Genomic DNA, 14,380 nt, shown 5'->3' with positions numbered 1-14,380 from the left:
ATCGGCCATGCATGTCAACTCGTCCCAGCAACACCCGCCCGGATTCGAGGAGATCATCGAATCCACACTGTGTCCGTACGCGCGGAAGGCCGTCGTCCAGGTTCTGCCGCCCCTCGGTGACGAGCCGGTCGACGCGTACTTCCGGCGTATCGCTCCCGAGATCCGCCGCTGCGTCGGCCATGCGGAAGCCGACGGCACCGATGCGGTGGTGACCGAGTTACCCGTCGAGCGCGTCGGCAGAAGGCCCCATGAGCTCGCGCCGGTCCTCGGCGCGTGGATCAGGGAGATGGCCGACGAGGACTCGGCGTACTTACCGGATACGGTTCACACGCGCTGGCGTCTCAAAGTGGCGGGCAGCGATGTCTTCGTGGCCGTGTTCACACCGGATTTCGACAAGCGGCACGCCAGGTACACGCCGGACACCGGCAAGGTGTACATCGTGCTCCAGCCCGACTCCTCGTTCCATCACCGGCTGCCCGACGACTCCAGCCGAGTACGGAGGTCGATCCGGCGCCGCTTCGCCAGAGCCGGACGAGCGTACGACACCACTCGCCCCGAGGCCGAGCGCTTCCTCCCGCCACGTGGCGACGAGGACCCGGCGGCATGGTGGGAGTGCGGCTTGAAGGAGGTCTACCGATGACGCGTGTAGCCATGCTGGAGGCTCTCAACCATGGTCTGCGGTTCTTCGACGCCGCGGCCGCCAGGCTCGGAGTCCAGCTGCACCTGCTCACGTTCGACCAGCCGTATTACGCCCAGGAACTCAGGGCGGCGCCCGGAATCCTCTGCCACTCGATGGACACGTCCTCCGTCGACGACGTCGCCCGTTTCCTCTCCGAGCACGACATCACGGCGCTCATCAGCAACACGGACCGCTGGGCACCGACGGCGGAGGCGCTGGCCGAACGGTTCGGCCTCCCGGGAGTGCAGCGGAACACCGGAGAGCTGCTCGACAAGACATCGACGCGGCAACGGCTCCACGAGGCTGGGCTCGCGCAGAGCCGGGCCGTGGCCGGCACCGAGGCACTGAGCCTCGGCGGAGAGGTCCTCGACGTCGCCACCCGGCCGGTCATCGTGAAGGACTCGCGTGGCTCCGGCAGCAAGGACGTCCTCTTCGCCACCACCCCCCGAGGTGTGCTGCGGCGGATCAAGGAGTTGGAGTCCCGCGGGGTGCCCGCGAGCCGGTGCACCGTCGAGACCTACGCGACGGGGCCGATGTTCAGTGCCGAGACCTGGACCACCGACGAGCGAACGCACCTGCTGGGTGTGAGCAGTCGGACCATCTCGCCGATGCCGAACTGGAAGGAAATGGACTCGACTTACCCGATCCGCCCCGGCAGTGACTGGGAACGGGACGTACACATCTGGGTCTCGAGAGTGCTGGAGGCCGTCGGACGAGGACCCGGACCGTCACACGTCGAATTCATCGACACCGGACACGGCTTCGAACTCGTCGAGGTGAACCCCCGGCTCGGAGGCGGCCTGGGCGGCGCCGGAATCGTGGAGGCCACCGGCGTCGATGTCTACGCTCTCCTCATCCACAACGCCCTCGGGAACTCGACGGAGAAGGTGTTCACACAGGAGAGCGGAGCGCCTGCCGTCGGCGGATACGCCCAGGTCGACAAGTACGCGTCGCGTACCGGCCCGCTCGGCTCCATCCTCGGCGAGGACATCCTCGAGGGCTTCCCCGGCCAACCGCGATGGCACCCTGTGCGGCTGCCCGACTACATCGTGTCGGACCTTACGCATCAAGGGGCCGCCTTCGGCACGGTATCGGCCGTCGGGGACGACGCGGAGACGGCACTCCTCCACGCACACGCGGCCGCACGACACATCGTTCCGGCTAACGACTGGATGACCGATGACCGGGACTGACATCACACGCGACAACGCCCTGTCCATCGTGGGCATCGGCTACGGAGGAGACGTCACGGCCCGCGCCGCGGATCTGCTGGGCCGCGCCGACCTCGTCGTCGGCCATCCCGACTTCATCGAGCAAGTGGCCCATCTGCTGAAGCCCGATACCACGACGACGGACGTCGTCGCCGACGCGGAACCGGGCCAGGACGTCTTCGCGCTGCGCGCCCGTCTGGCCTCCGAGGCGCTCGACTCAGGGCGGCGAGCCGTCATCGTGACGGCAGGCGACCCGGGCCTTCTCGGGATGGCGGGGCCCACCCTGTCGGCACTGCGGGGCCAAGTCGGCATCGAGGACGTGGAGATCGTCCCCGGCCTGTCGGCGTGGCAGTACGCGTCGGCGATACTCGGGGCCCCGTTCAACGGCGGCCTCATCACGTTCCCTCTCTGCCTCCACGGCGAGTCCGACGCCGACGTCGCGCGCCGGATACGGAGTGCGGCCGACAGCGGACTGGGAACGTGCCTGTACATGCTGCGACACAATGGTGAGGCCCACCCCGAGCTCTTCCCGACTGACGAGCCCGCGGTCGGCATAGCCCTACGCCGCTTCACGATGGTGCGCGACGCCTTCCTCGCGGCCCGCCCCGGAGACACACCTGCGGTGATCGTCTCGGATCTCGACAACGAACGGCCGCGCCTGGTGACGACCTCCCTCCTCGACCTGAACTCGGTGTGGGGCGAAGTATCCGATACTTCCGTCCTGTGCATTCCCGGAGAACGGTTCACCGCCGACTCCGGCCGACTTTGGACTGTGACATGAGCACCAGCCAACACCCCGCTGTGCGACTCGCCAGCCGCAACGCCATCAAGTTCGACGAGACCCAGGGAGTATTCCCTGAAGTCGTCCGGCTCAGCCTCGACCTCACGGAGATCCAGGACACCGATCCCCGCGTCGTCGTCCAGCACAAGCTGGACCAGGTCGCCGCGCTCGAACTGGACCATCCGGTCATCGTCGAGGACACGGCTCTGAGCTTCCACTCCTGGAACGGGCTGCCCGGCGCACTCATCGCCTGGTTCGTCGAGAAGCTCGGGCCGGAGGGAATCTGGGACCTCGTCGCCGCGGCCCAGGACCGCCGCGCTGTCGCGGTGAGCGCGGTCGGGATCGTCCACCGCGGCCGGCAGGCCACCTGGTCCGACTCCACCGAGGGCCTCCTCGTGGCGCCTCGCGGCCCGGCCGCGGGGTGGACGTCGATTTTCGAGGTGGCCGGGACCGGCCAAACGCTCGCGGAGATGTCCCGGGAGACGCGTCACCACGTCACCATGAGGCGTGCCCCCTTGCTGGAGGCGCGGGAATGGCTGGACCAGGTGTCCACCACGGTCGGCGCATGACGATGCCCGAAACCGCACATGTCGTACGGGCGGACGGCCTGGACGCGGCGGGCCCGTACTGGGAGGAGCTTCCGCACAGCCTGTTCTCCTCCACGAACTGGTTACGTACGGGAGAGGTCCTCGGAGGCACACCGGCCCGCTACAGCATCGTCCAGCGGGAGGGCCGGCCCAGTTCGGCGCAGGTGACCTGGCGAAGCGGCGGGGAGATGTGGGTCTACAACGACCCGGTCGCCCTTCTCCGCCTCGGCGCGGCGGAGCTGGAGGGCCATGTCGACAAGGCCGAGGCGGCCGAAGTCGCCGAGCTGGCCGCCGTGGTGGAACAAGCGGCGCACGAGCTGTACCCGGCTCGTATCAGCGTCCTCCCCAGCGGGTACCGCCCCGGTCTCGTCGTGGGCTCCGCACACGATGTCCCTCTCCTGCTCGACGATCTCGAGAAGGACAGGGATCCCACGACCGCCGTCATGCACGTCGACGAAGGGGATGACCGCACAGTCGCCCTCCTCCAGGAGCGCGGGTACGTCGGCATGACCGCGGCCGGGAACAGCGTGCTGGAAATCGACCCGGCGTGGGGAGGTCTCCAGGACTACGCGGCAGTCGAGAGGAGGCGGGGCAAGCGGGTCCGGCGGGAAGTCGACGCGTTTCGCGCCTCGGGAGCCACGATCCGCGAGGTAGATGTCGCGGCGCTCGGGGCTCGGCACGCGGAGCTCCACGCGGCACATCTGCGCCGCTACGGGCACGACGCCACCGGGGCCTCGTCACGTCAGCTGATCTCGGCCATCCAGCAATGGCCCGCGGGCCGGCCGCTCGTCCTCGAGATCGTCCGCAACGGCACCGTCGACGGGTTCCTCGTGGCCTACGAGTGGGGCGGCGAGCTGTTCGCCAGCATGCTCGGAATATCGCCTGAGACGCCTTACGGGTACTTCAACCTCATCTACTACGAGCCGATCAGGCGGGCCGTCGAGGCAGGGCTGTCACGGATCCACTTCGGGCCGGGCACCTACCAGGCGAAGCGGCAGCGTGGATGTACCGTGCGGCCGCTGACGAGCTACGTCCGGGTCCCCGACCGCTGGGGAGCCACGGTCGCCCGTCTCGCTTCGCTGCTCGACGCGGCCTACCGGCGCGAGATGGGCGCGGTGGCCGGGTAGGGACGTGGAGACGCTTTCAGGACCGCCGGTCCCGGCTCTCAGCGGGGGCCGGGCCTGGCGGGCGTCGGAGAGGACGAACCTTTCCCTTCACGAGTACCGGCAATCTGCCCCGATCGGCTTCTGGGCCGTGGCTCGTCAGCGACCCGTGGGTGAGGTGTACGTCGAGGGACGGTAGTCGACCCCGGTATCGCCGTGGCGCGACCGCGGCGGCGATACCGGGACCGGCTGGTGTGCGTGCGCGACGCCGGTGCCCGGGAAACCGGGAACGCGCTGCGCGAGGAGGCGAGGGGGGCTCGTTGACCGACCTTGCACATCACCCGGCAGGAGCTCACAGGTCTCAGCGTTTCCCCAGGATGCTCGACGAAGCATCACCATCTCTATTTGTTGGGAGCAGGAGATGCATCACGCCGAACACGGGGCCGCTCGCGGGAGCGCGGGCGCCCCGGACCGCCGCAGTGACGCGCGCGCACCCGCTGCGGGCCGCGGTCCGGACGAGACCGTCTGGGGGCTGTTCGAGGCCCGGGCGGCGCGCCAGGGGAGTCGGATCGCCGTCGTGGACGGGGCGGTCGACATCGACTACGCGCGGCTGCGGGCCCGGGCCGAGGTGATCGCCGGGGAGCTGGCAGCTCGGGGCGTGGCGCCGGGGGCGCTCGTCGGCGTGTGCCTCGGCCGGACGTGGGAGCTGGTCGCAACCCTGCTGGGAGTACTGCGGGCAGGCTGCGCCTATGTGCCCATGGACCCCGCCTACCCGGCCGAACGGGTGCGCTACATGATCGAGCATTCCCGGGCGGCGTCGGTGGTCGTCGACGCCGGTACGGCGGCGCTGTGCTCGGCGGCCCCCGATCGCGTGCACCTCGACGCGGTGCCGGACCGCCCGGCGGCATCGCCTGCGGCCTGCTCGGCCGGTGATCTCGCGTACGTCATCTACACCTCGGGGTCGACCGGGAAGCCCAAGGGCGTGGCGGTGGAGCACCGCAGCGTGGTGGCGATGGCCGCGTCGATGCGCCGGCTGCTGGACGACGAGGACCTGACGGGCGTCCTGGCCGCGGCCTCGGTCTGCTTCGACCCCTCGGTGATGGAGATTCTGGGGACGCTCGTCCTCGGCGGCACGGTCGTCCTGTCCGAGAACGTGCTCGCCCTGCGCGAGCTGCCCGCAGCGCACCGCGTACGCACGGCCATCATGGTGCCGTCCGCGATGAAGGCGCTGCTCGCGGCCGGGCCGCTGCCCGGCGGGTTGCGGTGTGTGGTGCTGGGGGGTGAGGTCCTGTCCCGTTCTCTGGTGGAGCGGGTGCACGCTGATCCTTGTGCGCCGCGGGTCGTGAACGTCTACGGCCCGACCGAGGCCACCGTGTTCATCACCGCCGTCGAAGCGGGAAGCGGGCCGATCACCATCGGCGGCCCGGTCCTGGACGCGCGGGCGTACGTGCTGGACGAGTCCCTGCGGCCGGTGCCGGCCGGCACGGCGGGAGAGCTGGCTCTCGCCGGCGACCAGCTGGCCAGAGGGTACCTCCATGACGACGAGCGCACCCGGCAGAGCTTCCCGGCCCTCGCGCCGGACGGCCCGGTCCCGGAGCAGCGGATCTATCGGACCGGCGACCTGTGCCGGTGGACGGAGACAGGGGAGCTCGAGTTCCTCGGCCGCGCCGACCGGCAGGTCAAGATCCGGGGCCATCGCATCGAACTCGACGAGATCGAGGCCGTGCTGGCCTCGATGCCCGGAGTGGACGAGGCCGCGGTCGTCGCCACCACAGGCGAAGGCAAGAGCCTTCTGACGGCGTACGCGGTGAGCCGGCAGGAGTCGGTGACCGCATCGACCGTGCGCTCCCAGCTGGCCGACCGCCTGCCGAAGTACATGATCCCGCACCACGTCATGCTCTCGGCCGAGCTGCCGAAACTGCCCAACGGCAAGGTCGACCGGCTTCGGCTCCCCGCCCCCGCCCCCGCGCACCACGGCGACGAGGCGGCTCCCGAAGAGAAGGCGTGCGGCGGCGGCCCGGCCGCCTCGCGGACCGGACCCGGCCCGCTGCCCTCGCCCCACGAGCAGCGGCCCTCGGTACTGCTCGCCATGGTGACGGAGGAGGCGGCGCTGCTCCTCGGCGCCCCCGGCCCCGATGCGGTCCGGCCGGACGAGCCACTGGCCGCGCTGGGGGTCGATTCGCTGGACATCGCGGAGCTCACGGTGCGCCTGTCGCGGAGGCTGGTTACTGACCTGCCTTCATCCACCCTGGTGGAGCAGATGACTCCCAAGGAGGCCGTCGACGGGCTGCTGGCGGTGCTGGGCCGTGCTTCCCGCGGCGGCGGGGCGCGCGGGCGCCCGCAGGGTGTCGGGGCCGCGGATCGGCTCGATGTGTTCCAGGACCAGGTCCGGTCCGGGTACCCGCCGGCCTTCGCCGCCAAGGTGCCGGCCTGGTCGGCGACCGACCGGGGCGCTCTCGTACAGCACCTCCGGGGCCTCCTGGCGCGCTCGGGACTGGACCCGTACGGAAAGGTCGTCCGCACCGGAAGTGCCGAGCGGGGCGTCGTCGCCGACCCGGTGACGGGCGAGGAACACCAGTCGCTCATCTGGACCACCAACCTCTACCTCGGACTCAACCGCGACAAGGAGGTCATCGAGGAGGCACGCAGTGCGCTGGGCCGGTTCGGTACCGGGATGGGGATATCAGCGGCGGGCTCGGGGCAGACCGGCCTCCACACGGACTTCGAGCAGGAATTCGCCGCCATGGTGGGCAAGCCGGCCGCCTGCCTGTTCCCCACCGGGTTCACCGCGAGCCTCGGCGTCGTCGCCGGAATCATGGGCGATCAGGACGTCGTGGTCATGGACCAGCTCTGCCACGCCTCCCTGGTGGACGGGGCCCGCCTGAGCGGCGCGACGGTGCGGACCTTCCGGCACAACGACGCGGCCGACCTGCGGGCGGTCCTCACAGCGGAGTCCTCGCCCTACCGGACGACGCTGGTGGTGCTCGAGAGCGTGTACAGCATGGGCGAGGGGGTAGCGCCGCTGCGGGAGCTCGTGTCCGCCGCGAAGGAGTCCGGCGCGCTCGTTCTGGTGGACGAGGCGCACTCGTTCGGGCTTTACGGAGTGCGGGGGGCCGGACTGTGCGCTGCGGAAGGCGTCACCGAACAGGTTGACTTCGTCCTCACGACCCTGAGCAAGGCCCTCGGGAGCATCGGCGGTGTGGTCGCCGCCCGGGAGCAGCACATTGCCTTGCTCAGGGCGTCGGCGAGGTCGTATGTCTTCCAGGCGAACATCTCACCTGCCGACGTGGCGGCGGCTCTTGCCGCCCTGCGCAGGGTCGCGACGGGCGACGCGCTGCGGGCGAGGCTATGGGATACCGCGCACTACATGCGGAAGCGCTTCTCGGACGCCGGCTACGAACTCGGCACGGGGGACGGGCTTATCGTCACCCCCTTCTTCTCCGACGGCGCGAAGCTGCATGCGATAGCCCGAGGGCTGTTCCGTCGGGGCGTCCATGCCGCTGCCGTGAGCTACCCGATTGTCGAGCGCGGGCGGGGCCGCCTGAGGTTCATCTGCTCGGCGTCCCATACCCGAGCGGACGTCGACGAGACGCTGCGGGCCCTGAACGACGCCGAGACGGAAGCCGCGACAGTTCCCACGTGGCACGGTGACACGGAGCCGCGGGAGGAGAGGGACGAGGAGTCCATACGATGCGACGTGGCGAACTGGGCTGACGCGTTGACGACCTACCTGGAATCAGTCCTGGTCGAGCTTCCCGCACCGGCACCACATCTCGTGGTCACGATCGTACTGCCAGGGGCCAAAGAGGATCTTGCAGTCCGGATCAACGAACACGGGGTCACCCGAGAACCCGACAGCACCGTCGCGACGTCTTCCTGTTCGCTTCACCTCACCGACGATGAGGCAGCAGTCGCACTGTGCTCACGGAACGTGGAGAGTCTGCTGGAGAGCGTGATCGCGGGCACCTGCGTGCTCACCGGCCATACACAGCCGTTCGTCTGGCTCATCGGACGACTCAGCGACTGGCAGAGTTCGACGAGTGGCGCGTGAGGAACGAGGTGTGAGCTGACCCGGTTCGGGGCGCGCGGCGTGGGAGGGGCCACAGACGACGAGAAAACCGGAGAGCGACGAGACCACCGCGTCGATCATGATGCCGGCGTCCCCCCGGGTACGCACCACGGTGACCGACTCCTGGGCTTCCGCGAAGAGCACTCCTCGGCTACGCCTGGGTGAACAACTCGATCGCCCCGGCCACGACGGGCAGCCCCTGAGCCGACCCTCAGCCTGCGGCACCCTCAGCCCGCCGACAGGGCTCACCCGCTACACTGGCGGCGGTGCGCAGCCTCCCACGGGCAGCGTGCTGCCACAGCTCCGACGGAAGATCGTATGGGACCTTGCGGACACCACGGCAATTTCCCACACGTTTTCCCACAGAGCCCGGCCTTCGTAGCTCAGGGGATAGAGCACCGCTCTCCTAAAGCGGGTGTCGCAGGTTCGAATCCTGCCGGGGGCACAAGCGAAAAGGCCACCTGGGAACGTTCCCAGGTGGCCTTTGACATACACCGGGCCCATCCACCAGGTCCAGGCTCATCGGACCACGCCGCGACCGGCGACGCGACACCGATCACCACATGACGGACGGCTCTCCGGTCGGCCGAGTGGTTCGCGTACTCGCCCGTCTGCGGCGGCTGACTCCGGCCCGCCCCTTCCACCGGCCGCCACCGTGAGTGGCTCCCGTCCCAGCACCCTCATCCGGGGACGTTCGCGTCTGCCGCCGGGATGCGGCGGTGGATGTCCGTCAGCAGGTCGCGCATCGCCAGGTGGAAGATCTCGGCCTGGTGGTCGCCCAGGAACGAGGTGTGCCCGAACACCTCCAGGACGACGAGGCCGTGCATGTGGCCCCATCCGCTGAGGAGGAGCGCGGTCGCCTGCGGTGGCAGGGCCGCCAGGCCGTCCGGTGACAGCTGTTCCAGATGGGCGCGGAACGGGGGCGACAGCGTGAGCGTGTCCGCTGCGGCCAGTTGCTCCGGGGTGAAGTCGCCGAACAGGACGCGTTGAAAGGCCGCGCTCATCTGCTGCATCGCCCGGGTGGTCGGGCCGCCGACGGGTGCCGCATAGCTCCGCAAGGGTGTCCCGTACAGGAGTTGGAACCGCTCGGGGTGGGAGACGGCCCACTGGCGGTAGCCCTCGGCCGCGATCACGAAGCCTGGTACGGACGGGTCGGGCGGGGTGGCGTCGGCGGCGGTCTGTACGGCGGTGGCCAGGTCCTCGTACGCCTTGGCTATGAGCACCGTGACCAGGGCGTTCCGGTCGGGGAAGTAGTGGTAGAGCGCCTGCACGCTCATGCCGAGGCTCCGGGCCACCGCGCGCAGGGACAGGGCGGCGGAGCCGTGTTCGGTGATGTGGAGCTCGGCGGCATTCACGATCTCCTGGGTGGCGACGGCCCGGCGTCGCTGTCGCAGGGAGGGCGGAGCCGACGGGTGTTCGTCTGCGGGCACGCGCCCGAGCCTACGGCGGACCCGGCCGTACCGGGAGGCCTCGGCGACCGCCTGCCCGAGAAGCCTGCCGCCTGCCCGGGAAGCCTGCCGCCTGCCCGGGAAGCCTGTCGACCGGCGGGAATTCTGCCGACCGGCCGGGAATCCTCCGGGCCGCCCGAAAAAACTGACAGTGTCAGGTAAATCTCGCACTGCTCAACAACTCCTGTCCTCACTAACGTCGTTCACGGCGACGAAGCGTGCGACACCGCACCCCTCCCTGGTGGAGAAGGCTCCGCGGGGCACTGCCCCGGCTCCCCTGTGCACCGGGCAGACACACGTCGTTCTCACCGTTGGAGGCAAAGGAGATGTGGCGTGTTTGAACGCTTGGCCGAACTGGCGATTCGCCGTTCCCGGTCGGTACTCGTCGTGGCCGCTGTGGCCTTGGTGCTCATGGGCGCGGTCGGCGCGGGCGCGTTCGGCAAGTTGCTCGGCGGGGGCTTCGACGACCCGTCGTCCCCGTCCTCCCGGGCCGCGGTGGTCATCGACGAGAAGTTCGGGGGAGAGACGAACCTGGTGCTGCTGGTCAGTGCCGACGACGGCTCCGTCGACTCCCCCGCCGTACGGCGGAGCGGGGAGCGCCTGGTCGCCGGCCTCAAGGAGGAGAAGGGGCTGGCCAATGTCGTCTCGTACTGGGACACCGGCAGCCCGGACCTCCGTTCCGAGGACGGCCGCGAAGCCATGGTGCTCGCCCATGTGACGGGCGACGAGACGACGCGGCAGGAGAACGCCCAGCAGGTCATCGACGTCTACACCGGCGCGCAGGACGGTGGCCTCACGGTCCGGGCCGGAGGCGGTGCGGCCGTGGGCAGCGATCTGTCGACTCAGGTCGTCGACGATCTGATCCTGGCCGAGGCCATCGCCATACCGCTCACCCTCGTCCTGCTCCTGTTCGTCTTCGGCAGCGTGGTCGCGGCCCTGCTGCCGCTGGTCATCGCCGTCATCGCCATCCTCGGCTCGTTCGCCCAGCTCTCCCTGCTCGGCAGCGTCACCGATGTCGCCAACACCGCGACCAACCTCACCACCGCCCTGGGCCTCGGACTCGGCATCGACTACGCCCTGTTGATGGTCAGCCGCTTCCGGGAGCAGCTGTCGGCCGGCGCGAGCGTGGACGACGCCGTCCGGTCTACGGTGAGCACCGCGGGCCGCACCGTCGCGTTCTCCGCCGCGACCGTGGCGGCGGCCCTCGGGTCACTGCTGGTGTTCCCCCAGTACTTCCTCCGCTCGTTCGGCTTCGCGGGAGTCGGTGTCGTCGCCGTCGCCGCCGTCAGCACGCTGTTCGTGATGCCGGCCCTGTTCGTCGTCCTGGGGCACCGCGTCAACAGCGGCCGGCTGCCGTGGGCGAAGCGGGGGCACGTCGATGAGCGGACCCCCCTGTGGGGGCGGCTGGCCCGCACCGTCATGCGCCGGCCCGCGATCACCGCCCTGCCCGTGCTCGCCGTGCTGCTGCTGGCGGCGAGCCCGCTGCTCGGCATCGCCTTCGGCACCCCGGACGAGCGCGTGCTGCCCGAGGGCGCCGAGAGCCGCCAGGTCGCCACGGCGCTGCGGGAGAACTTCGACGGCAGCGAGGAATCGGCCCTGCATGTCGTCATCGACCAGCCGGTGGCCGAGGCCCCGTTGGCGTCGTACGCGGCCGGACTGTCCGGGCTCGACGGCGTCGTACGCGTCGAGACCGGTTCGGGAAGCTATGCCGGGGGAGAGTCCACCGCCACCGGCCCCGGGAACCCCGCCCTCGGCCGGCCCGACGCGCAGCGGATCACCGTGGTGAGCGCTCTGGAACCGAAGTCGGACGCGGCGCAGAGCCTGGTGAAGGAGGTGCGTGCGACCGATCCGCCCGCCGGGGCGAGTCCGCTGGTGGGCGGTACCGACGCCCAGCTGGTCGACTCCAGGACCTCCATCGGCGACCGGCTGCCCATCGCCGTGGCCCTGATCGTCGTCACCACCTTCGTCCTGCTCTTCCTCTTCACCGGCAGCGTCGTGCAGCCCCTGCGGGCCCTGGTCCTCAATGTCGTCAGTCTCGCGGCGACCCTCGGCGTGATGACCTGGATCTTCCAGGACGGCGCCTTCTCCTCCCTGCTCGGCTTCACGGCCCAGCCGATGGAGATGTCGATGACCGTCCTGATGTTCTGCATCGCCTTCGGTCTCTCCATGGACTACGAGGTGTTCGTCACCAGCCGGATCAAGGAACTCCACGATCTCGGCGAGGACAACGAGTCCGCCGTGACCCACGGCCTCGGCCGCACCGGGCGCATCGTCAGCGCGGCGGCGCTCCTGCTCGCGGTGAGCTTCTTCGCCTTCGGCACGGCCGAGATCAGCTTCATGCAGATGTTCGGCCTGGGCAGCGGGCTGGCCATCCTCATCGATGCCATAGCCGTACGCGGTGTGCTCGTCCCCGCCGCGATGCGGCTGCTCGGCCGGTCCGCCTGGTACGCGCCCGGCCCCCTGCGCAGGTTCCACGACCGGTTCGGGCTCAGTGAGAGCGCGCCCGGGGCGGTTCCGGCGCCCGCGCCCGCACCCGCCGTGAACGCGCCGCGCGTCAAGGACTCGACGGGGGTCTGACCCGCGCACCGGAGTGGTCGGTGAGGATCTCGGCGATCACGTGCGCCGCGATCCTCGCCATCACCGGGTTCGTGTCCCGGTAGTGCGCGAGCTCCATCAGGGCGATGGACAGCGCCCAGCCCCGCCCCCGTGACCAGGTGGCGTCGTCGGCCGCGACCGCCGTACGGAACGTCTCCCTGGCCCCGTCCGTCAGCAGGTACCAGGCCGCGATCAGGTCGACGGCGGGATCGGCGAGACCGGTGCAGCCGAAGTCGATGACCGCGGTGAGGCGGCCCTCCGCGACCAGCACGTTGCCCGGCTGGAGGTCCCCGTGCACCCAGACGGGCCGGTCCGTGAAGGGTTCCGCGGCCAGCGCCTCGTTCCAGGCGGCGGTGGCGCTCGCCCGGTCCAGGACCCCGCCCAGGGCCGCGAGCGTCTCAGTCGTCTCCGTATCGCGGGAGGCCAGAGGTTCGCCGCGGCAGGCGGGCGGGGCGTCCGCCGGGTCGATCCCGCGCAGCGCCAGCACGAACTCCGCGAGATCGGCCGCGAGCAGTTCGGAGGCCGAAGAGCCGTCACCGGGCCCCGGGTTCGTCCCGTCCAGCCAGGTGCAGACCGACCAGGGCCGGGGGAAGGCCTCGTCCGGAACCCCCTGGGCCAGCGGGAGCGGTACGGGGAACGGCAGCCGCGATGCCAGCAGGGGCAGCCACCGGTGCTCCGTCGCCACATCCGCCGCACTGCCCTCGGTGCGGGGCAGCCGTACGGCCTTGTCGGCGCCCAGGCGGTAGATCGCGTTCGCGGTCCCGCTCGCGCCGGCCGCCTCCACGGGCAGGTCCGCCCAGTGCGGGAACTGGGCGGCGATCAGGCCGCGTACGAGCGACGGTTCAGTGATCATGCGCTGATCGAACCAGGTGGCCCCGGCGCACACAACGGGTTCCCCGCCGTACCGGAGAAAAGCCGGTGCGGCGCGGCGTCCCCGTACGAGAGGATCTGCGGCCATGACCCGCCCGCCGCGCACCCTCGTCCTCCCGCCCCGGCTCACCGCCTCCGCCCGGACGCTGCGTGCCGCCGCGCTGCGGCGCGGGCTGCGCATCGTGGAGGCGACGGCCTCCGCCGTACCGGAGGGGCTGGGCGGCCCCGGGTGGGCGGGGTGGCCGGAGGGGCCGGAGGGTGCGGGGCCGACAGCGTCCGCCGCCCGCACTGGGGGCGCCGTCGGCACTGAGGGCGAAGGAGGGCCCGCCGTGCATCTGCACGCCGGGCCCTCCTTCGCCGACGTCGTGGCGCCCGCGCTCGGGATCGCCCTCCTGGAGGCACCCGCCGACTGGCTCGCGCGGCTCCCTTGGGCGCTCACCCGGCGGGAGATCCGGGCGATGCCGATCGACGAGGCGTACCGGCTGCGACGCCCCGCCTTCGTCAAGTCGCCCAACGACAAGAGCATTCCGGCGCTCGTGTACGCGGACGGGTCCCGGCTGCCCGGACCGGATGCCGTGGACCCGGCGACCGTCGTGCTGGTGAGCGACGTGATGACGTTCGCCGTCGAGTACCGGCTCCACCTGCTCGACGGGGCCGTCCACGCGGCCGGGCAGTACGCCGAGTCCGGCCGGCTCCGGCTCGGGCCGGCGGACGGCGACGCGCTCGCCTTCGGGCGGGAGGTCCTCGCGGCCGCCGGGGAGACCCTGCCGTCCGCGATCGTCGTCGACGCCGGCCGGGACGACGAGGGCCGATGGGCCGTGATCGAAGCCAATGCCGCCTGGGCGAGCGGGTGTTACTCGGCCGACCCGGACCGGGCCCTCGACACGGTCCTCCGCGCCGCCGGACCCGCCACGGGCCTGTCGCCGCGCGACCGCGGCTTCGTGCGGTAGCCGGGCAGCCCCTTCCGGACAGCGCGCCTCGGCGTCCGCCGCCGCAGTGTCAGCTGGTCATGGCAGGACACCGGGCGGGACACCGAA

10 protein-coding genes and 1 tRNA gene are annotated in these 14,380 nt (G+C 70.8%); 9 read left to right on the top strand and 2 right to left on the bottom strand.

The window, feature by feature from the left end; all coding sequences use genetic code 11:
- The first annotated feature begins 7 nt into the window (after positions 1-7).
- From AB0F29_RS32425 to AB0F29_RS32395, 7 genes are all read left to right on the top strand, one after another.
- Positions 8-640 carry a YqcI/YcgG family protein gene (locus tag AB0F29_RS32425; protein ID WP_361879690.1) on the top strand — a complete coding sequence of 211 codons (633 nt, stop codon included), beginning with the start codon at positions 8-10 and terminating at the stop codon, positions 638-640.
- Positions 637-1,872, top strand: a complete 1,236-nt coding sequence (locus AB0F29_RS32420) for a hypothetical protein (RefSeq protein WP_361879687.1) — start codon at positions 637-639, stop codon at positions 1,870-1,872. The genes AB0F29_RS32425 and AB0F29_RS32420 overlap by 4 nt, the downstream gene beginning before the upstream one ends.
- A complete protein-coding gene (locus AB0F29_RS32415) occupies positions 1,859-2,671 on the top strand; it encodes an SAM-dependent methyltransferase (RefSeq protein WP_361879684.1) in 813 nt (270 codons plus the stop codon). The genes AB0F29_RS32420 and AB0F29_RS32415 overlap by 14 nt, the downstream gene beginning before the upstream one ends.
- The gene (locus AB0F29_RS32410) at positions 2,668-3,240 is read left to right on the top strand and encodes a non-canonical purine NTP pyrophosphatase (protein ID WP_361879681.1); all 573 of its coding nucleotides are present in this window, start codon (positions 2,668-2,670) and stop codon (positions 3,238-3,240) included. Before AB0F29_RS32415 ends, AB0F29_RS32410 begins: the two co-directional genes overlap by 4 nt.
- Positions 3,237-4,385, top strand: a complete 1,149-nt coding sequence (locus tag AB0F29_RS32405; RefSeq protein ID WP_361879678.1) for a GNAT family N-acetyltransferase — start codon at positions 3,237-3,239, stop codon at positions 4,383-4,385. The genes AB0F29_RS32410 and AB0F29_RS32405 overlap by 4 nt, the downstream gene beginning before the upstream one ends.
- Positions 4,386-4,782: 397 nt before the next feature.
- A complete protein-coding gene (locus AB0F29_RS32400; protein ID WP_361879675.1) occupies positions 4,783-8,412 on the top strand; it encodes an amino acid adenylation domain-containing protein in 3,630 nt (1,209 codons plus the stop codon).
- 390 nt (positions 8,413-8,802) lie between these two features.
- Positions 8,803-8,875 (top strand) — tRNA-Arg (locus tag AB0F29_RS32395).
- Positions 8,876-9,110: 235 nt separating this feature from the next.
- Here the strand turns inward: AB0F29_RS32395 and AB0F29_RS32390 are convergent.
- Positions 9,111-9,860 (bottom strand): TetR/AcrR family transcriptional regulator, encoded by a 750-nt coding sequence (locus tag AB0F29_RS32390; protein WP_361879672.1) that lies wholly within the window; start codon positions 9,858-9,860, stop codon positions 9,111-9,113.
- A 351-nt stretch (positions 9,861-10,211) separates the two neighbouring features.
- Here AB0F29_RS32390 and AB0F29_RS32385 point away from each other — a divergent pair, with 351 nt between their 5' ends.
- Positions 10,212-12,455, top strand: a complete 2,244-nt coding sequence (locus tag AB0F29_RS32385) for an MMPL family transporter (protein ID WP_361879669.1) — start codon at positions 10,212-10,214, stop codon at positions 12,453-12,455.
- On the opposite strand, the gene AB0F29_RS32380 is transcribed toward AB0F29_RS32385, so the two are convergent.
- Positions 12,433-13,326 (bottom strand): aminoglycoside phosphotransferase family protein, encoded by an 894-nt coding sequence (locus tag AB0F29_RS32380; protein ID WP_361879666.1) that lies wholly within the window; start codon positions 13,324-13,326, stop codon positions 12,433-12,435. The two genes, AB0F29_RS32385 and AB0F29_RS32380, sit on opposite strands and share 23 nt — an antisense overlap.
- Before the next feature lie 103 nt (positions 13,327-13,429).
- On the opposite strand from AB0F29_RS32380, the gene AB0F29_RS32375 reads away from it, so the two are divergent.
- Positions 13,430-14,293, top strand: a complete 864-nt coding sequence (locus AB0F29_RS32375) for an ATP-grasp domain-containing protein (RefSeq protein ID WP_361879663.1) — start codon at positions 13,430-13,432, stop codon at positions 14,291-14,293.
- The last annotated feature ends 87 nt before the right edge of the window (positions 14,294-14,380 follow it).

The sequence above is a fragment of the Streptomyces sp. NPDC026589 genome, from assembly GCF_040638385.1.
Classification (GTDB): domain Bacteria; phylum Actinomycetota; class Actinomycetes; order Streptomycetales; family Streptomycetaceae; genus Streptomyces.
Note: the sequence above shows the minus strand (reverse complement) of the source record. Positions and strands in the feature narration are given on the sequence as shown.